The organism is Aurantimonas sp. DM33-3, assembly GCF_014334315.1.
In the GTDB taxonomy this organism is placed as follows: domain Bacteria; phylum Pseudomonadota; class Alphaproteobacteria; order Rhizobiales; family Rhizobiaceae; genus Aurantimonas; species Aurantimonas coralicida.
On record NZ_JACSGS010000013.1, the window covers coordinates 53,883 to 70,902 of the forward strand.

Sequence of the window (17,020 nt, forward strand, 5' to 3'; positions counted from 1 at the left end):
GATGAAAGACCTGATGGGCATGATGAAGCAGGCCAAGGAGATGCAGGCCAAGATGGCCGGCCTCCAGGAAGAGATCGCCTCCATCACCGTGACCGGCCAGGCCGGCGGCGGCGTCGTGTCGGTCACGCTGACCGGCAAGGGCGAGATGCAGGGCATCGCGATCGATCCCTCGCTCCTGAAGGAAGACGAGAAGGACATCGTCGAGGATCTCGTCATGGCTGCGCACAACGACGCCAAGGGCAAGCTCGATGCGGCCATCCAGGAAAAGACCCAGGAACTGACCGCCGGCCTGCAGCTGCCCCCCGGCATGAGCCTGCCGTTCTGAGGCGTCCCGGCGGCATCTAGACCCTCATGGCCAAACCCATTGCAGGCCCGGAGATCGAGCGGCTGATCCAGCTGCTTGCCAAGCTTCCAGGCCTTGGTCCCCGTTCGGCGCGCCGCGCGGCGCTTCATCTCGTCAAGCGGCGCGAGCAGCTTCTGGCGCCGCTGTCGGCCGCCATGGGCGAAGCGCTGGACAAGGTGACGATCTGCTCGGTCTGCGGCAATATCGATACCTTCGATCCCTGCACGATCTGCACCGACGGCTCGCGCGACCAGTCGATCGTGATCGTCGTGGAGGACGTCTCGGACCTCTGGGCACTGGAGCGGGCCAAGGCGCTGAACGCGGCCTATCACGTGCTCGGCGGCGTCCTGTCGCCGCTTGACGGGATCGGGCCCGACGACCTCACCATCCGGCAGCTCGTCGAACGCGTCCACAAGGGCGGGGTGAAGGAGCTGATCCTGGCCGTGAACGCCACGGTCGAGGGCCAGACGACGGCGCATTACCTGATGGACCAGCTCGAAGGCTTCGAGGTGCGGGTCACGCGCCTCGCCCACGGCGTCCCGGTCGGCGGCGAGCTCGACTATCTCGACGAAGGCACGCTCTCGGCGGCCATGCGCTCGCGCACCGGGCTCTGAAGGCGCCGGCACACTCGCACGGCTGATCTACGGCTCGTCGCCATCCGCGGCGTCGCGATCGCGGTCGTATCGTGCCGCGACCGGGAAGGGCGGCAGCCAGGCTTCGCGGCGGATCGTCCAGCATTCGTAGGTGGGCGTCAGCTGGTCCGGCGCGCCCAGCGCGCCGAGATGCAGTTCGGTCTCGTCACCGGTGCAGGCGAAGACGGACGCGCCGCAGCGCGGGCAGAAATGCCGCCCCGCATAGGCACGCGTTTCGCCGGTGACCGTCACGGCGTCGTGGCGGAAGATCGCGGCGGCGTAGAACAGGGCGCCGTGATGCTTGCGGCAGTCGAGGCAATGGCAAAGGCCGACACGATCGGGCCGGCCCGTCGCCACAATGCGCACGTCACCGCACAGGCAGCCGCCGGTATATTGCTCCATGCCGCATCCTCCGCGTCTGTTTCATCGGTTTGGCGGCACGAAGGCTAGGCCGGGCTGCCGCCCGTCGTCCATCCATCGCAGCCGGTCTTGGCGCGCTTCGCAGAGCCGGCTACCCTCAGGCGATGCAGCTATCGCTTCGCCTCCTCACCGCCGTCGTTCTCCTGTGTGCGGCGACGTTCGCGCCGGCCAGCGCGCAGAACCTGACGGCCGGTTTCCGCAATTTCCTCGAGGCCGACATCTGGCCCGCCGCCAGAGCGCGCGGGGTGCCGCGTCCGGTATTCGACGCGGCGTTCAAGGGCGTGTCGCCCAATCTGAAGCTGCCCGACCTGCAGCTTCCCGGCGCGAAGGCGACCGTCGCTGAGACGAACTTCCAGGCCGAGTTCAAGAGCGGTGCAGCCTATCTGTCGGAAGGCGCGGTGGCCGGCAATGCCCGCCAGGGGCGCGCCCTGATCGCGAAATACCGCGCCGTTCTCGACCGGATCGAGGGGCGCTACGGCGTGCCGGCCCCGATCATCGTCGCCATCTGGGGGCGGGAATCGGCTTTCGGAGCGGCGAAGATTCCCCATGACGCCTTCGAGGTGCTGGGGACCAAGGCCTATCTCTCACGCCGCAAGGCGATGTTTCGCGAGGAACTGCTCGCCGCCCTGCAGATCGTTGCCGACGGCCATCTGAAGACCTCGGAGATGAAGTCGTCCTGGGCCGGTGCGCTCGGTCAGCCGCAATTCATGCCGTCGAAATTCCTGGCGCTGGCCGTCGATTTCGACGGCGACGGGCGAAAGGACATCTGGAATTCGGTGCCCGACACGCTGGCCTCGATCGCCCACTACCTGCAGCAGGCCGGCTGGCAGCCGGGCCGCGACTGGGGCTTCGAGGCGCGGGTACCGGCCACCGTCTCCTGCGCCAATGAGGGGCCGGATCTCGGTCGTCCGATCTCGGAATTCGTCGCCGCCGGCGTGACGCGCGTCTCGGGCCGGCCGTTTCCGGGCCACGAACTCGCGGCGCGGGGCCATCTGATGATGCCGGCCGGCCGCTTCGGCCCGGCTTTCATCGCCACCCCGAATTTCTACGTCATCAAGGCCTACAACAATTCCGACCTCTACGCCCTGTTCGTCGGCCATGTCGCCGACCGGATGCTCGGGGCGGGACCGCTGGCGGGAGATTGGAAGGCCACCGACCGGCTGACGCGGGGCGACGTCGCACGCATGCAGCAGAAGCTGGAGGCGCGCGGCTACGATGTCGGCGGGGCGGACGGGCTTGCGGGCTTCAAGACGCGGCGCTCGATCGGGGCGTTCCAGCTCAAGTCCGGAATGGGCGAGACGTGCTGGCCGACAAGGGCGCTGGCCGGCGCGCTGTGATGCTATCCACAGTTGATTTAACCTCTCGTACACGATCCCTGCCAAAACCTTTCCCCTGTTGCGGTCACGACCTTTCGCCGGCGGGGCGCGGCTTGTACCGAAGATGACGGAACCCGAGGAGAGCAGGCGGCACGATCGCCTGCCAAGCGGCGGGAGTTGCCTGGGGAGGCGACGCGGACGGTTCGAAGCAGGTCTTCGAACCGTCCGCCCTATCCATCCGGCCCGTGACTGGCCCTTGCCCGAACCTGCACCCCTGACAGGGCTTGCGTGACCTTCGTCCCTCGCTGCAATAGTTTCGCCACATCCTGAGCCAATAGATTGCGGATCGGCTCGCACGATTCGCGCTCCGGGCTTTGCAATCGTTTTTGGGGAAACCGATTGAAACGACGGATCTGGATACCTTCCAGCATCATGCTCCTTGCGGGGCTCGGTTACGCCGTCGGCAAGACGGCCGACCTCGTCATGCCGCAGATGGACGCCGGCGCCGATGTCGCCGAGTTCGTCGCGCCGAAATCCGATCTGTCCCTCGACGTTTCCCTCGTCCGCCCGGCCGACAACGCCTTTTCCGAAATCGCGGTCGCGACAGTCGAACCGTTCGACGCCGATGGTGACGGCACGCCGGACGTCCGGGAACTGGCCCAGCCGGCGGTCTCGAAGCCCGTCGCGACATCCGCTTCGGCCAAGCTCGCCGAACTCGCGCAGGCCGGCAGTTCGCGCACGCTGTCGCTGAAGGTGGCGGCGACGACCGGCAGTTCGACAAGTGCTTCGACCGCCGACCTGCCGACGATGGCGACCGCCTGGCAGTCGGAGCATTTCCGCGACAATCCGCTGGTCGGCGAAGTCTTCGATGCGCGCGGTGCGCGCTCCAGCCGCGATACGCTGATGGGGGCCGCCAGCGGCGCGCGCTATCTGCTTCTCGGCGAAATCCACGATAATCCCGATCATCACCAGCTGCAGGCCGACATCATCGGCGGCCTGGCCAAGCTGGGCAGCGAGCCGGCCGTGGTCTTCGAGATGATCCCGGAAAGCTTAGCCGACGTTCTGGAAGAGTTTGCCGAGACCGGGGATCGCGATGTCGCATCGCTCTCCGAGCAACTGCAATGGTCCGAACGCGGCTGGCCCGCCTTCTCGATCTACCAGCCGGTCTTCGATGCGGCCGTCGCCGAGGGGCTGACGCTTCGCGCCGGCGATCTCGACCGCCAGACGATCCGTGCGATCGGCGAAAACGGTCTCGATGCCCTGAGCGAAGCCGAGATCGAACGCCTGTCGCTGCGCCTCGAAGTGCCGGCGGAACAGGCCGACGCGCTGGCCGAAACCATCAGGACCGCCCATTGCGGGCTGATGCCCGAGGGCGCCATCGGCGCCATGGCGACGGTCCAGCGGGCCCGCGACGGTGCATTGGCCGACGCGCTGGTCGATGCGGCGAAAGAGAGCGGCAGCGCCGTGCTGATCGCCGGCTCCGGCCATGTCCGCAAGGATCGCGGCGTGCCGAACATCCTCGCGGAACGCGATCCGGATGCGGCCACGGTCGCGGTGCAGATGGTCGAGGTCAGTGACGGCGAGGCCGAGGCCGCCGATTACGGCCTCACGAGCGATGCGCCGGCGCCCTACGACTACACGATCTTCACGCCGCGCAACGACATTGCCGACCCCTGCGAGGCGCTCCGCGCCCGGATGGGGCAGGCGGACCAGTAAGTCCGCCACCGCAGGTTCCGCCTGCGCCGGGGCTTCGAGCCCAATCTCAGCGGAAGAGCCACTCCATCAAACAAGGTCGTCATCCTCGGGCTTGACCCGAGGGCCCATGCCGGACCCGTTGACGCGTCGCTGATCTCCGACGGAACGGTCGCTAAGCGCAGAGGCGTGGATCCTCGGGTCCAGCCCATAAGACGACGGGCGTCAGGGGGCGGTGCGGTGATCTCGGACGTCCCGCCGATGCATCCTCAGAAGTCGTAGAATTTCCGGATCGCCGCCCAGCCGTCCTCGGCCGTGTCCACATAGGTCACGAGATCGAGGTCTTCCGGCGCGATCGTGCCTTCCTCCGCGAGGGCCTCCAGGTTGATCACGCGGCGCCAGAAGCTCTCCCCGAACAGAAGCACCGGAATGCGCTGCATTCGTCGGGTCTGGATCAGCGTCAGCGCCTCGAACAATTCGTCCATGGTGCCGAAGCCGCCGGGGAAGATCGCCATCGCCTTCGCCCGCAGCAGGAAGTGCATCTTGCGGACGGCGAAATAGTGGAAGTTGAAGCACAGTTCCGGCGTGGCGAAGCGGTTCGGCGCCTGCTCGTGAGGCAGGGTGATGTTGAGCGAGATCGACAGGGCGTCGACATCGGCCGCACCGCGATTGCCGGCTTCCATGACGCCCGGGCCGCCGCCGGTGACGATGACATATTCCTTGCCGCCATGGCTGTTGGCCGAATGCTGCGAGGCGATGGCGGCGAAGCGGCGTGCCTCCTCGTAGAATTTCGAATTGGCCTCGAGATTGCGGCGCTGGGTCTCGTTGCGCGCCGCCCAGGCCTCGGTGCCCGGCTCGGGAATGCGGGCGCCGCCGAACAGCACGACGGTGGACAGGATGCCCGCCTCGTTCAGCGCCAGTTCGGGTTTCATCAGCTCGAGTTGAAGCCGGATGCCGCGGGTCTCTTCGCGGGTCAGGAAGTCGTCGTCGGCATAGGCCAGCGCATAGGTGGGGGAGCGGGTCTGCGGGGTATCGACCTGTACTGCCGTCTCTTCCTTGTCCCGCCGCGAGCTCGGAAAGGGGTCCCAGCCGTTCTGGTTGCGGGGTGTGTCGTTCATCGTGTCTGCCTCGTCGCCTGCATGGGCCGTCGATTGACCGCCTCAGGGCCTTCAACTAGGGTCCGCGCCGACTTGGTCAGGGTGCGCAGCGCCCGCATTTTCCCCATTCTGCAGGAGTTCGCCGATGACCGCGCCGGATCGCGCCGCCCTCGAAACCACCATTGAACGGGCCTTCGAGGACCGGGACTCGATCTCGGCATCGACGACCGGCGAAGTCCGCGATGCCGTCGAGGCGTCGCTCGACATGCTCGACCGCGGCGAGGCGCGCGTCGCCAGCCGCGAGGCCGACGGCAGCTGGACCGTGCACCAGTGGCTGAAGAAGGCGGTGCTCCTGTCCTTCCGCCTCAACGACATGACCGTCATCGAAGGCGGCCCGGGCGGTGCGACCTGGTGGGACAAGGTCCCGTCGAAGTTCGAGGGCTGGAACGCCGACCGCTTCCGCGAGATGGGCTTTCGCGCCGTCCCGAACGCGGTGGTGCGCCGCTCGGCCCATATCGGCAAGGGCGTCGTCCTGATGCCGTCTTTCGTCAATCTCGGTGCCTTCGTCGACGAGGGCACGATGGTCGACACCTGGGCGACGGTCGGCTCCTGCGCACAGATCGGCAAGAACGTGCATCTGTCAGGCGGCGTCGGCATCGGCGGCGTGCTGGAGCCGATGCAGGCCGGCCCGACGATCATCGAGGATGGCTGCTTCATCGGCGCCCGTTCCGAGGTCGTCGAGGGCTGCATCGTGCGCGAAGGCTCGGTGCTCGGCATGGGCGTCTTCCTCGGCCAGTCGACCAAGATCGTCGACCGCACCACCGGCACGATCTCCTATGGCGAAGTGCCGCCCTATTCGGTGGTCGTCGCAGGCTCGATGCCGGGCAAGCCGATGGGCAATGGCGAGCCGGGGCCGAGCCTCTATTGCGCCGTCATCGTCAAGCGCGTCGACGAGCGCACCCGCTCCAAGACCTCGATCAACGAGCTCCTGCGCAACTGAGCCGGCGTCGCGGCCCCAAGCCGCGACCCTTGCCCCAAGGCCGATCCGCGATGGCGCGACTGCGAACCTTCTGGCCTCTCTCGCTGATCGCGGCGAGCGGCCTGTTCGGCTGGCTGCAGGGCGTGCCGTCGCTGCCGGCCGGCCATGACGGCCTCTGCCGCAGCGAAATCGCGGCGGGGGTGGAGTATCTGGTCTGCGACGTGTCGCTGGATCGCACCGATCTGGCGCTGCGCGCCGTCGACGCGAGCAACGCGCCCTACCGGACCTTCGAGCGCGCCGCGGCGAGCGTCGATGGCCGCGTCCGCTTGATCATGAATGCCGGCATGTATCACGAGGACCGCCGTCCGGTCGGCCTTGCGGTGCAGGACGGCGTCGAGGTCAGCCCGCTGGTGCGCGGCACCGGCAGCGGCAATTACTCGATGCAGCCCAACGGCGTGTTCTTCGTCGAGAATGGCCGCGCCGCGGTTCTGACCACCGATGCCTATCTCGCCGCGCCCCGCCGGCCGACGCTCGCGACCCAGTCGGGGCCGATGCTGCTGATCGACGGCAAGCTGCATCCGCGCTTCATCGACGGGTCCGACAGCCGGCATGTGCGCAACGGCGTCTGCGCCAGCGCGGATGGGCGGACGGTGCGTCTCGTCCTGTCGCGCAGCCCGGTCAATTTCTGGGATTTCGCCGTCTTCTTCCGCGACCGGCTCGACTGCCGCGACGCGCTGTTCTTCGACGGCAAGGTGTCGAGCCTGGCCTATCCGGACGGCGGGATCGCCTATCGCCGCGACCGGCTGGGGCCGATGCTGGTGGTCTCCGACAAGCCGGACTAGCAGCCGGCCGACCGGCTCTAGGCGAAGCGGACGCTCAGTCCGCTGCGCTGCCGCGCAGTTCCGTCGACGGATCGTCCGTGCCGGCCATGCGGGCGGCGAGGGAATCGGGCTCGGCCGGTGCGCTGGCCGGGCGCGAGGCGAGGCGATCGGCCTTGCCGTTTTCAGGGGCCGGTGCCGCCGCAGGCTGGGGCGCTGACGCTGCTGTCGGGGTCTCGCCTGCTTCGGTGCGGGCAACGGGCCGCGGGATCGCTGCAGGCTTCGGTGCCGCGACATAGGCGGCTGCGACCACGGGGGTGTCGCCGCGTTGCGCTGCGGCCGGTTCACTGGCCGGCGCAGCGGTCGCGACCTCGGTGGCCTTTGTCGGCGCGGCTGCGGCAGGCCGTGCGGCCTTGGCCGGCGTCGCGGCGGGCTTTTCGGGGGCAGGCGTCACGGCGGCGACGAGCGTGCCCATCAGGCCCGGTTCGGATTCGGACTCGGCGACCGTTCCGGGTGTCCGGCGGCGCTTCGACACTTCGGCCATATGCGCCTTGACGGCGGAGCAATAGCGCTGGGCCGAGGCGCTCATGCGGGTGGCGCGGTGACCGCCCTTGTACTTCATCGAGGCCTGGCAGACGTCGTGGCCGCCCTTTTCCCAGGCGCCCTTCAGATATTTCATGCCGTAGGTGAGGTTGGTGTCGGCATCGAAGAGAGCGCTGGTCGGGCCGGAAAAGCCCAGCGACCGGGCCGTGGCCGGCTTGATCTGGCTGAGACCGTAGACTCCGTTGCCGCGCGCCTTGGGATTGTAGCGGCTTTCCACCCGCACCACGGCATAGGCGAGGGGGGCGGGAACGCCGGCCTCGGCGGCATGGCGTTCGATCAGCCTGTCGAGCGAGGCGCTGCCGGAGATGGTGCCGGTCTCGGCGGCTGCCTTCGCCTCCCTGGCGGCGACGGCGACATCGGCTTCGGCCGGCGCGTCGGCATCGTCGGCCGCATCCGCCGTTTCCTTGCCGGCGACGGCGATCCCCATGGGCGATCCGCCCGGGCCGTCGGCGATGCAGCCGGCAAGGGCCGCCAGCGACGCGATCATGCCGAACAACGCGGCCCGTGTGACGCACGCAGAGCCGGCAATGGCGGTCCTCGGCAGTGTCATGGAAGTTCCCTCGCGCAATGTCCCCTGTGCTGCCTGTCCGTCCCGAAGGCGGCGGAAACGTGGCACGGAGCCGGATCGGGGAAGACGGCCGCCGCTGGTGGCGTTGCGGCATCATCTGATCTATCCCGGTGGGCCATGACCGACACTGTTTCCCCGCCCGTTTCCGCCGCCCGCAACGATGATGCGACCGATCCGGTCGCGATCCTGACGCGGCTGATCCGCTGCCCCTCCGTGACGCCCGCCGAAGGCGGGGCGCTTGCCGCGCTGGAAGAGATGCTGGCGCCGCTGGGCTTTGCCATCGAGCGCCCGGTATTTTCCGACACCGACACGCCCGACGTCGAGAATCTCTTCGCCCGCGCCGGAGATTCTGGGCCGCATCTGGTCTTTGCCGGACATACGGACGTGGTGCCGCCGGGTGACGAGAGCGACTGGCGCGAGGGGCCGTTCTCGGCGGCGATCGTCGATGGCGAGCTCTATGGCCGGGGCGCCGTCGACATGAAGGGCGGCATCGCGGCCTTCGTGGCGGCCTATGCCCGCCATGTGCAGCGGTCCGGGCGCCCGGCCGGGCAGGTCTCGCTGCTGATCACCGGTGACGAGGAGGGCCCGGCGGTCAATGGCACGATGAAGCTCCTTGACTGGGCGAGCGCGCGCGGCGAACGCTTCGACGCCTGCGTCGTCGGCGAGCCGACCAATCCGGCGGCCATGGGCGACATGATCAAGATCGGCCGGCGCGGGTCGCTGTCGGCCGAAGTGCGGGTCACCGGCGTTCAGGGCCATGTTGCCTATCCGCACCTCGCCGACAATCCGCTGCGCTCCCTCACGGCCATTGCCGAGGCGCTGATGGACGAACCGCTCGACGCGGGGTCGGCGGAATTTCCGGCCTCCAATCTGGAGATCACCTCCATCGACACGGGCAACGGGTCGGTCAATGTCATTCCTGCGCGGGCCTGCCTGTTCTTCAACGTGCGGTTCAGCGACCGCTGGACGCCGGACAGCCTCAAGGACGAAGTGACCCGGCGCATCGAGGCGGCCGCCGCTTCGGGCCGGTTCCGGGAGGGCCGGGATGCCGCCAATGTCGAGATCGTCTGGCGGGCACGGCCCTCGGACTCCTTCCTGACGCGGGACGACGCGTTGACGCAGGCGCTGTCCGGCGCGGTGGAGGCGGTCACCGGCCGCCAGCCGCAATTGTCGACCTCCGGCGGCACGTCGGATGCCCGGTTCATCAAGGACTTTTGCCCGGTTGTGGAATTCGGGCTTGTCGGCAAGACCATGCACATGTCCAATGAACGGGTGCCCGTCGAAGATCTCGAGACGCTGACGAGGATCTATGAAACCTTCATCGCCCGCTGGTTTGCCACCCACGCCTGATCTGGTGCCGAGTCTCGACCACGTGCTGAACTTCTTTTCCGGTGTCGCCCTTCTGATGGCCGGGCGCGCCGAAGGTCTGAAACGCCTCGACCTGTCGGCGGACGGCTTCTGGCAGTCGTTTTCGGCCATGCTCGTGGCGCTGCCGCCCGTGGCCCTGTCATGGATCGAGTTCGAGACGTCGGCGCCGCGCACCGGCACGGCGGCGGGCTATGGCGCGGTGCCGGTCTATGGCGCCCATGCGCTGGCGGACTTCCTCGCCTGGACACTGCCGATCCTCATCCTGATGCTGGTCGCCAAGCGCGTCGGCTATTCGCGCAAGATCGTGCCGCTGGTGGTGGCGACGAACTGGGGCGGGGCGCTGCTTGCCTGGGTGTTCGCGCCCTACTGGCTGCTGATGCTCGCCTTCGGGCCCAGCAATGGCCTCTCGGCGCTGGGCCTCCTGGTGACCATCGCCTCCATCGCGCTGACCGTGCGGCTGATCTACATGGCCACCGGCAAGGACATGGCCGGGGCGGCGATCATCACCATCGGCATGATCGTCATCTCGCTGATCAGCTATGGCGCGGTGATGGATTTGACCGGCATCCGGCTGATCTGACGCGCGTTCAGCCCGGATAGGGCGGCAGGGTGCGCTTGGGCGCGGTGCCGTATTCCACCCGGGTCAGATACAGCCCGTCCGGCGGGGCCACCGGGCCGCAGCGCTTGCGGTTGCGGGCTTCCAGCGCGGCGACGAGGTCCGCCTCGCTCCAGCGGCCTTCGCCGACCAGCTTCAGCGATCCGGCGAAGGAGCGGATCTGGTTGTGCAGGAAGGACTGCGCCATGGCGTGGATGTGGATTTCCTCGCCCGGGCCGCGGACGACATCCAGCTGCTCCAGCGTGCGGATCGGGTTCTTCGCCTGGCAATGGGCGGAGCGGAACGTATCGAAATCGTGGGTGCCGACGAGGCGCTGGGCCGCCGCGTGCATGGCATCGACATCGAGCGGCTTCGACACCCACCAGACCCGGCCGATCAGCAGCGCGGTCGGCGCCCGGCGGTTGAAGATGCGGTAGAGATAGAAGCGCTTGCGGGCCGAGAAGCGGGCGTCGAAATCGTCGGCCACCCGCTCGGCCGACAGGATCGCGATGGGCGCGTCACGCAGATGCGCGTTGAGCGCGTCGCGCACCGTGTCCGGCTCCCAGTCGCGCTGCAGATCGACATGGGCGACCTGGCCGCTCGCATGGACGCCGGCATCGGTGCGGCCGGCGGCGAAGAGGGTCGCCGCTTCGCCGGTGAAGCCTGCCACCGCCGTCTCGATCACTTCCTGCGCCGACAAGTCGGTCTTCTGACGCTGCCAGCCGCAATAGGGCGTGCCATCATATTCGATGGTCAGCTTGAAACGGGGCATCAGGCCGCGCCGGCGCGGCCGCCCGCCGGAACCGGCGTTCCCTTGAGAAGCTCTTCGGCGCTCATGCGGCGTCCGCCGGCGCGCTGCAGTTCGAGTATGCGGATCGCGCCTTCCCCGCAGGCGATCAGCAGCCGGTCGTCGAGAAGCGTGCCGGGCGCGCCGTCGCCGGGCTCGGCCGCCGCGCGCAGGAACTTGACCCGTTCGGGCGCGCCGCCGAAGCTCATCATCGTCCAGGCGCCGGGGAAGGGCGAAAAGGCGTTGATCCTGCGGGCAATGCCGGACGCGTCACCGGTGAAGTCGAGCGCCGCCTCGGCCTTGTCGATCTTGGCGGCATAGACCGGTGCGCGGCCGGTGCGGGCGGCGATCGAATCCTGGTCCTCGAAGGCCAGCGTGCCCGCTTCGAGCTTGTCCAGCGCCTCGACCATCAGCGTCGCGCAGATCTCCGCCAGCCTGTCGTGCAGTTCGGCGGTCGTGTCGGTCGCGGCGATCGGGGTTTCGGCGGTCAGCGCAACCGGGCCGGTGTCGAGGCCGGCTTCCATCCGCATGACCATCATGCCGGTTTCGGCATCGCCCGCCTCAATGGCGCGCTGGATCGGCGCGGCACCGCGCCAGCGCGGCAGCAGCGAGCCGTGGCCGTTGAGACAGCCCTGGCGGGGCATGTCGAGGACCGCCTGGGGGAGCAGCAGCCCGTAGGCGACCACCACGGCGACGTCGCAGTCGAGGGCGGCGAAGGCCTCGCGGTCGGCCGGGTCCTTGAAGTTCAGCGGCGCGCGCACCGGCAGGCCGAGCCGTTCGGCCTCGCGCTGAACCGGCGACGGCGTCAGCGTCAGGCCGCGGCGGCCGGCCTTGCGCGGCGGTTGGGTGTAGACGGCGGCGATGTCGTGACCGGCCGCCGCCAGGGCGGCGAGCGTCGGCACCGAGAAGGCCGGCGTTCCCATGAAGACGACGCGCAGCGCCATGGTCCCCTCCGCGTCGCTCAGGCGGTCCTGCGGGCGGCCTTGGTGAACTTCTTCACCACCATGTCGCGCTTCAGCTTGGAGATGTGGTCGATGAACAGGACGCCGTTCAGATGGTCCAGCTCGTGCTGCACGCAGGTCGCCAGGATGCCGTCGGCGGTTTCCTCGTGCATCTTCCCGTCGAGGCCGAGATAGCGCACCGTGACCTCGGCCGGCCGTTCGACCTCGGCGTAATAGTCCGGGATCGACAGGCAGCCTTCCTCGTAGACGCTGACCGCATCGGAGGTCGTCAGGATCTCCGGATTGAGGAAGATGCGCGGCGCGTTCTCCTCCTCTTCCTTGGAGACGTCGATCACCATCATGCGCAGCGGCTCGCCGATCTGGATCGCGGCAAGGCCGATGCCGGGGGCATCGTACATCGTCTCCAGCATGTCGTCGGCGAGGCGACGCACCTGGTCGTCAACCGTTTCGACAGGCTTGGAGGTCTGGCGCAGAACCGGGTCTGGCAGGATGATGAGGGGCTTGATCGTCATGGCGTTCAGGTAATGGCTGGCACGAAGCCGGTCAATCTCGGATGAAGGCCGAGGCCGGCTTTCCGCAGGCCCGGATGATGGCCCCGCCGTCGTCAGGCGTGGCCGGATGGTCTATGTTCGCGTTTTGGTCCCGATTCGTTAAGGGTCGCCCGCTAGAGTTCGGTCATGGACAGCGCCGCCTTCGCCGCAGCCTTCTCGGCTCCCGTCATCTTTCTCGGCGATCATCCGCTGACGCTGGCCGAAGCGTTGCTGGCAGGGCTTGCGGCCCTGTTCTTCGTCCTGTGGCGGCGGGCGAGCCGTGCCGCGCGGGAGGCGGGCGATCAGGCCGACCGCAGCGACAGCGAGGCGTCGGAGCGGCTCGACGCTGTGCTGCGCTCCCAGGCCGAGATCACCGGCCGCATGCAGACCATGGCCGAGATCATCGGCTCGCGGCAGGCGGACCTGACCCGCACGCTCGCCGAACGGCTCGACGGGCTGTCCACCCGCGTCGGCCAGTCGATCCGCGAGACCGGCACGGCCACCAGCGCCTCGCTTACCGCCCTGACCGAACGGCTGGCGGTGATCGACCGGGCGCAGGGCGAGATCCGCGGGCTTGCCGGCGAGGTCGTGCGGCTGCAGGACATCCTGTCCAACAAGCAGAGCCGTGGCGCCTTCGGCGAGGGGCGGATGCAGGCGATCGTTGCCGACGCGCTGCCGTCGGCCGCCTATTCCTTCCAGGCGACCCTTTCGAACGGCAAGCGGCCGGACTGCCTGATCCGCATGCCGAACGGCGCGCCGTCGCTGGCGATCGACGCCAAGTTTCCGCTGGAGGCCTTCACGGCCCTGCGCGAGGCCGAGAGCGACGAGGCGCGGACCTTCGCCGCCAGCCGGATGCGCCGCGACATGGACGTGCATGTGCGCGCCATCGCCGACAAATACCTGATCCCCGGCGAGACCCAGGACACGGCCTTCCTGTTCGTGCCGTCCGAAGCGGTCTTCGCCGAACTGCACGAGCGTTTCGAGGACATCGTCCAGAAGGCCTACCGGGCGCGGGTGGTGATCGTCTCGCCATCGCTGCTGCTCCTGTCGATCCAGGTGGTGCAGGCGATCCTCAAGGATGCCCGGATGCGGGCCGAGGCGGGGCGCATCCAGAAGGAGGTCCGGCTTCTGGGCGAGGATCTCGTCCGGCTCGACGCGCGGGTGTCGGCGCTGCGCACGCATTTCGGACAGGCGGGACGCGACATCGACCAGATTCTGGTGTCGACCGACAAGCTGATGCGGCGCGGCGAGCGGATCGAGGCGGCCGAGCTCGACGATGACGGAACGGCCGCCGGGCCGGTGACACGCGCGGCACCGGGCGCCGTCTGACTGCTATCAGACGCGGACAGCAACAGGCCGGATGTCTACTGGCGGAACTTTCGTCAGTGGCAGGAAGAATTGCATTCGCAACCATATTAAGAAAAAGTAAAGGACTCGTGGATCGATTTCGCGCATCCTACGTTGCTTGTCTGTCACCGGTTGATGATGGGGGATGACATGCGGCGCTCGGCCCGGGTTTTGATGACGGTACTGGCTCTGGGCGCAATGCCCATGGCGACGCCGTCTTTCGGCGCGCAGGGCTCGCAACTCGCCGTCGCCTACAACGACCAGACCGATCTCGATTTCCGCAAGGGCCTGCAGATCCGCCTGTCCTGGACCGGCGACTACGCTGGTGCCTTCGACGGCCACATCGCGGCATCCTCGCTGCGCGCCATTCGCGATTTTCAGGCCCGGCACGGCATGGTCGCGGACGGCGTCATCGACGAGGCGATGCTGCGTCTCCTGATCCAGAAGTCCGATGGTGCCGAAGCGGCGACCGGCATGGCGCTGATCGACGATGCGGTGACCGGCCAGCGCGTGCCGTTGCCGATGCGTCTCGTCGAGGACCTGGGGCCGACGGATGTCGGCCACCTGTGGCGCGCCGCCGACAAGACAGTCGAGATCGAGACCGTCCGCATCGCCGGCACCGGCCAGACCCTGCGCGGCCTGTTCGACGTTCTCAGCACGCCGACCCCCGACCGCAGCGTCGCCAATGCCGAGTTCGGTGGCGAGTGGTTCACCCTCGACGGCAATGCCGGCGACCATCACTATGTCATGCGCTTCTCCGCAAAGGGCGGCGATCTGCGCGGGTTCTCGGTGTCCTACGCCAAGGACCGGGCGAAGGTGATGCGGCCCTATGTGGCCGTGGCCGGCAATCTGTTCGAGCCCTTCGCCGGCGAGCCGCAGGCGCCGCTGGTCGCTTCGCGCGAGCCGAACGCCTTCTCGGCGCTGCTGGCCCGCAGCCACACCAACGGTGCCTTCGAATCCCGCTATGCGATGGCCTCGGTCGATCCGAAGCAGCCGAACCTCTTCGAGATGCCGTCGCCGGCACCCGCCAAGACCGCGCCGGCCCCGGTTTCCCAGAAGCCGGAATTCGACATGGCCGGCAGCGGCTTCGTCGTCTCGGAGGATGGCTGGCTCCTGACCAACGCCCATGTGGTGCGGGCCTGCACCAGCGTGCTCGTCGGCGAACAGCAGGTCGCCACGAAGACGATCCTCGATACCGACAACGATCTGGCGCTGGTCAAGGTCGATGGTGTGGTCGGCGAGCCGCTGGCAATGTCCGTGACGAAGCCACGTCTGGGCGAGGACGTCCTGGCGCTCGGCTATCCGCTGCGTTCGATCCTGGCCGATTCCCTCAACGTGACCCGCGGCAACGTCTCGTCGCTTCTGGGGCTGGCCAATGACGAGCGCTATCTGCAGATCTCGGCGCCGGTGCAGCCGGGCAATTCCGGCGGTCCCCTCGTCGATCTGGCGGGACGTGTCGTCGGCGTGGTCACCGCCAAGCTGAATGCGGTGGCGGTCGCCGATGCGACGGGCGACATCCCGCAGTCGATCAATTTCGCCGTCCGCCCCGATGCGGCCGTGGCATTCCTCGACCGCAACGCCGTCGCCTACGAGACCGCCGACGCCTCGCTGCCGCTGGAAAGCGTCCCCGACGCCACCGCGGCGGTCAAGGATTCGGTCCTGCCGATCATCTGCGTCGGTCGCTGAATTCGCGGCCTTTCCCGGGCAATCCATGAAGAATGCCGTCGCCGGTTCTCTGCCGTCGGCGGCATTTTGCGTTGGTGCGTGCTGACCGGCCGTTCCGGAACCCGCGTCCTCGACGCGGCGTTGCTTCAGCAAGATCACCGGCGCGTTGCGCCGTGACCCGGGACAGGAGATTGCAATGACGAAGACCGACACGGACTCTCAGATGATGCGCGACCAGCAGGATCGCGACACGCCGCAGCACATGGCCAAGGACGGCGAGAAGCACCCGGCGGAGCGCAGCGATCTCGATGCGCAGAGCAAGGCCGAGCGCGAGCAGGCGAAGGGCGGCACGGCGCCCAACGGCACCGAGCAGATGGAAGCGATCTTCGAGGCCAACCAGAAGGGCCCCAAGAGCGGGAAAGCCGAATCCGACCTCATGGCGGATGCGGCGACCGACGGGCAGGCCGGGCTGGCGCGCCCGAACCGGTCGCTTCTCGGCGACTGACACCCGTCACACGTGACGAGCAGGCAGGGCGATCGGATTTCATCCGGTCGCCCTTTTGCATCGCACCTAGCGGATGGAGCGCAGGAAGGTCGTCAGGTCGTCGGTGACGAAGTCGATATGCTCGCCGTCGCGGCCTTCGTGTTCCCAGACATCGCCGAAGCTCTCTTCCAGATTGCGCGGCACGATCAGCACCGTGCGCATGCCCAGCGCCTTGGGCACTTCCAGATTGCGCGCCAGGTCCTCGAACATCACGGCGCGCTCCGCATCGACCCGGTGCAGGCCGAGGAACTTGTCGTAGGTCTGCGAGGCCGGCTTGGGCACCAGCCCGGCCGCGACGAGATCGAAGATGTCCTCGAAATGGTCGAGAATGCCGAGCTGACGTGCAGCGCGTTCGGCATGGCCGCGATCGCCATTGGTGAAGATGAACTTGCGACCCGGCAATGCGCGGATCTCATCGCCCAGCGCGATGTCGGGGGCGAGCCAGGAATAGTCGATGTCGTGGACATATTGCAGGAAGGCGTCGGGATCGACGTCATGCTCCTGCATCAGGCCGCGCAGGGTCGTGCCGTAGCGCCGGTAGAAATCCTTCTGCACCACCCGCGCCTCGTCCTTCGGCAGCGTCAGGAAATCCGAGACGAAGGCCGTCATCCGCTGGTCGATCTGCGAGAACAGGTTCGTGTGGCGCGGATACAGGGTGTTGTCGAGATCGAAGACCCACTCCGTCACATGGGCGAAATCCTGCGGGCGGGCATCGGCGGTCTGGCGGATCGGCGAGTGAGCGGTCATGGGGTCC

Annotated in this window: 18 protein-coding genes; 11 read left to right on the forward strand and 7 right to left on the reverse strand. The window is 68.0% G+C overall.

What is annotated here, in order from left to right; all coding sequences use genetic code 11:
* The first annotated feature begins 1 nt into the window (after position 1).
* Positions 2-325 carry a YbaB/EbfC family nucleoid-associated protein gene (locus H9Q09_RS16525; protein ID WP_009208115.1) on the forward strand — a complete coding sequence of 108 codons (324 nt, stop codon included), beginning with the start codon at positions 2-4 and terminating at the stop codon, positions 323-325.
* 26 nt (positions 326-351) lie between these two features.
* The gene (gene recR, locus H9Q09_RS16530; RefSeq protein WP_009208116.1) at positions 352-957 is read left to right on the forward strand and encodes a recombination mediator RecR; all 606 of its coding nucleotides are present in this window, start codon (positions 352-354) and stop codon (positions 955-957) included.
* A 27-nt stretch (positions 958-984) separates the two neighbouring features.
* On the opposite strand, the gene H9Q09_RS16535 is transcribed toward recR, so the two are convergent.
* A complete protein-coding gene (locus H9Q09_RS16535; protein WP_187391933.1) occupies positions 985-1,377 on the reverse strand; it encodes a GFA family protein in 393 nt (130 codons plus the stop codon).
* Between the two features lie 122 nt (positions 1,378-1,499).
* On the opposite strand from H9Q09_RS16535, the gene H9Q09_RS16540 reads away from it, so the two are divergent.
* Together H9Q09_RS16540 and H9Q09_RS16545 are read left to right on the forward strand one after the other, a co-directional pair.
* Positions 1,500-2,732 (forward strand): lytic murein transglycosylase, encoded by a 1,233-nt coding sequence (locus tag H9Q09_RS16540; RefSeq protein ID WP_187391934.1) that lies wholly within the window; start codon positions 1,500-1,502, stop codon positions 2,730-2,732.
* Positions 2,733-3,110: 378 nt separating this feature from the next.
* Positions 3,111-4,427: a ChaN family lipoprotein gene (locus H9Q09_RS16545; protein ID WP_187391935.1), complete on the forward strand. Its 1,317-nt coding sequence runs from the start codon at positions 3,111-3,113 to the stop codon at positions 4,425-4,427.
* Between the two features lie 245 nt (positions 4,428-4,672).
* Here the strand turns inward: H9Q09_RS16545 and H9Q09_RS16550 are convergent, their stop codons facing one another.
* Positions 4,673-5,521, reverse strand: coding sequence for an LOG family protein (locus H9Q09_RS16550; RefSeq protein WP_187391936.1), 849 nt, complete (start codon positions 5,519-5,521; stop codon positions 4,673-4,675).
* A gap of 124 nt (positions 5,522-5,645) precedes the next feature.
* On the opposite strand from H9Q09_RS16550, the gene dapD reads away from it, so the two are divergent.
* Both dapD and H9Q09_RS16560 read left to right on the forward strand, forming a co-directional pair.
* Positions 5,646-6,500: a 2,3,4,5-tetrahydropyridine-2,6-dicarboxylate N-succinyltransferase gene (gene dapD, locus H9Q09_RS16555; RefSeq protein WP_187391937.1), complete on the forward strand. Its 855-nt coding sequence runs from the start codon at positions 5,646-5,648 to the stop codon at positions 6,498-6,500.
* Positions 6,501-6,550: 50 nt separating this feature from the next.
* A complete protein-coding gene (locus H9Q09_RS16560) occupies positions 6,551-7,321 on the forward strand; it encodes a phosphodiester glycosidase family protein (RefSeq protein ID WP_246716189.1) in 771 nt (256 codons plus the stop codon).
* A 34-nt stretch (positions 7,322-7,355) separates the two neighbouring features.
* Here the strand turns inward: H9Q09_RS16560 and H9Q09_RS16565 are convergent, their stop codons facing one another.
* Entirely contained in the window at positions 7,356-8,450 is a 1,095-nt protein-coding gene (locus H9Q09_RS16565; protein ID WP_187391939.1) for a transglycosylase SLT domain-containing protein, read from the reverse strand.
* A 135-nt stretch (positions 8,451-8,585) separates the two neighbouring features.
* Here H9Q09_RS16565 and dapE point away from each other — a divergent pair, with 135 nt between their 5' ends.
* Positions 8,586-9,818, forward strand: a complete 1,233-nt coding sequence (gene dapE, locus H9Q09_RS16570; protein WP_187391940.1) for a succinyl-diaminopimelate desuccinylase — start codon at positions 8,586-8,588, stop codon at positions 9,816-9,818.
* 4 nt (positions 9,819-9,822) lie between these two features.
* Positions 9,823-10,416, forward strand: a complete 594-nt coding sequence (locus H9Q09_RS16575; protein ID WP_187391941.1) for a hypothetical protein — start codon at positions 9,823-9,825, stop codon at positions 10,414-10,416.
* A 7-nt stretch (positions 10,417-10,423) separates the two neighbouring features.
* Here the strand turns inward: H9Q09_RS16575 and truA are convergent, their stop codons facing one another.
* From truA to def, 3 genes are read right to left on the reverse strand one after another with little or no spacing between them, the layout of a single operon-like run.
* Positions 10,424-11,203: a tRNA pseudouridine(38-40) synthase TruA gene (gene truA, locus H9Q09_RS16580; RefSeq protein WP_187391942.1), complete on the reverse strand. Its 780-nt coding sequence runs from the start codon at positions 11,201-11,203 to the stop codon at positions 10,424-10,426.
* The gene (gene fmt / locus H9Q09_RS16585) at positions 11,203-12,162 is read right to left on the reverse strand and encodes a methionyl-tRNA formyltransferase (RefSeq protein ID WP_187391943.1); all 960 of its coding nucleotides are present in this window, start codon (positions 12,160-12,162) and stop codon (positions 11,203-11,205) included. Before fmt ends, truA begins: the two co-directional genes overlap by 1 nt.
* Positions 12,163-12,179: 17 nt before the next feature.
* The gene (def, locus tag H9Q09_RS16590) at positions 12,180-12,692 is read right to left on the reverse strand and encodes a peptide deformylase (protein WP_024351634.1); all 513 of its coding nucleotides are present in this window, start codon (positions 12,690-12,692) and stop codon (positions 12,180-12,182) included.
* Between the two features lie 165 nt (positions 12,693-12,857).
* On the opposite strand from def, the gene rmuC reads away from it, so the two are divergent.
* The 3 genes from rmuC (at position 12,858) to H9Q09_RS16605 (ending at position 16,227) form a co-directional block, all read left to right on the forward strand.
* Entirely contained in the window at positions 12,858-14,039 is a 1,182-nt protein-coding gene (gene rmuC / locus H9Q09_RS16595) for a DNA recombination protein RmuC (RefSeq protein ID WP_187391944.1), read from the forward strand.
* A 222-nt stretch (positions 14,040-14,261) separates the two neighbouring features.
* Positions 14,262-15,743 (forward strand): serine protease, encoded by a 1,482-nt coding sequence (locus H9Q09_RS16600; protein WP_230788644.1) that lies wholly within the window; start codon positions 14,262-14,264, stop codon positions 15,741-15,743.
* Between the two features lie 175 nt (positions 15,744-15,918).
* Positions 15,919-16,227, forward strand: coding sequence for a hypothetical protein (locus tag H9Q09_RS16605; protein WP_187391946.1), 309 nt, complete (start codon positions 15,919-15,921; stop codon positions 16,225-16,227).
* Positions 16,228-16,293: 66 nt separating this feature from the next.
* Here the strand turns inward: H9Q09_RS16605 and H9Q09_RS16610 are convergent, their stop codons facing one another.
* Positions 16,294-17,013, reverse strand: coding sequence for a pyrimidine 5'-nucleotidase (locus H9Q09_RS16610; protein WP_187391947.1), 720 nt, complete (start codon positions 17,011-17,013; stop codon positions 16,294-16,296).
* Between the last annotated feature and the right edge of the window lie 7 nt (positions 17,014-17,020).

What these genes read in the sequence shown, in the direction of transcription:
- H9Q09_RS16525 (WP_009208115.1), top strand. Translation starts at nt 2, where the DNA reads ATGAAAGACCTGATGGGCATGATGAAGCAGGCCAAGGAGATGCAGGCC.
- recR (WP_009208116.1), top strand. Translation starts at nt 352, where the DNA reads ATGGCCAAACCCATTGCAGGCCCGGAGATCGAGCGGCTGATCCAGCTG.
- H9Q09_RS16535 (WP_187391933.1), bottom strand. Translation starts at nt 1,377, where the DNA reads ATGGAGCAATATACCGGCGGCTGCCTGTGCGGTGACGTGCGCATTGTG.
- H9Q09_RS16540 (WP_187391934.1), top strand. Translation starts at nt 1,500, where the DNA reads ATGCAGCTATCGCTTCGCCTCCTCACCGCCGTCGTTCTCCTGTGTGCG.
- H9Q09_RS16550 (WP_187391936.1), bottom strand. Translation starts at nt 5,521, where the DNA reads ATGAACGACACACCCCGCAACCAGAACGGCTGGGACCCCTTTCCGAGC.
- dapD (WP_187391937.1), top strand. Translation starts at nt 5,646, where the DNA reads ATGACCGCGCCGGATCGCGCCGCCCTCGAAACCACCATTGAACGGGCC.
- H9Q09_RS16560 (WP_246716189.1), top strand. Translation starts at nt 6,551, where the DNA reads ATGGCGCGACTGCGAACCTTCTGGCCTCTCTCGCTGATCGCGGCGAGC.
- H9Q09_RS16565 (WP_187391939.1), bottom strand. Translation starts at nt 8,450, where the DNA reads ATGACACTGCCGAGGACCGCCATTGCCGGCTCTGCGTGCGTCACACGG.
- dapE (WP_187391940.1), top strand. Translation starts at nt 8,586, where the DNA reads ATGACCGACACTGTTTCCCCGCCCGTTTCCGCCGCCCGCAACGATGAT.
- truA (WP_187391942.1), bottom strand. Translation starts at nt 11,203, where the DNA reads ATGCCCCGTTTCAAGCTGACCATCGAATATGATGGCACGCCCTATTGC.
- fmt (WP_187391943.1), bottom strand. Translation starts at nt 12,162, where the DNA reads ATGGCGCTGCGCGTCGTCTTCATGGGAACGCCGGCCTTCTCGGTGCCG.
- def (WP_024351634.1), bottom strand. Translation starts at nt 12,692, where the DNA reads ATGACGATCAAGCCCCTCATCATCCTGCCAGACCCGGTTCTGCGCCAG.
- rmuC (WP_187391944.1), top strand. Translation starts at nt 12,858, where the DNA reads ATGGACAGCGCCGCCTTCGCCGCAGCCTTCTCGGCTCCCGTCATCTTT.
- H9Q09_RS16600 (WP_230788644.1), top strand. Translation starts at nt 14,262, where the DNA reads ATGGCGACGCCGTCTTTCGGCGCGCAGGGCTCGCAACTCGCCGTCGCC.
- H9Q09_RS16605 (WP_187391946.1), top strand. Translation starts at nt 15,919, where the DNA reads ATGACGAAGACCGACACGGACTCTCAGATGATGCGCGACCAGCAGGAT.
- H9Q09_RS16610 (WP_187391947.1), bottom strand. Translation starts at nt 17,013, where the DNA reads ATGACCGCTCACTCGCCGATCCGCCAGACCGCCGATGCCCGCCCGCAG.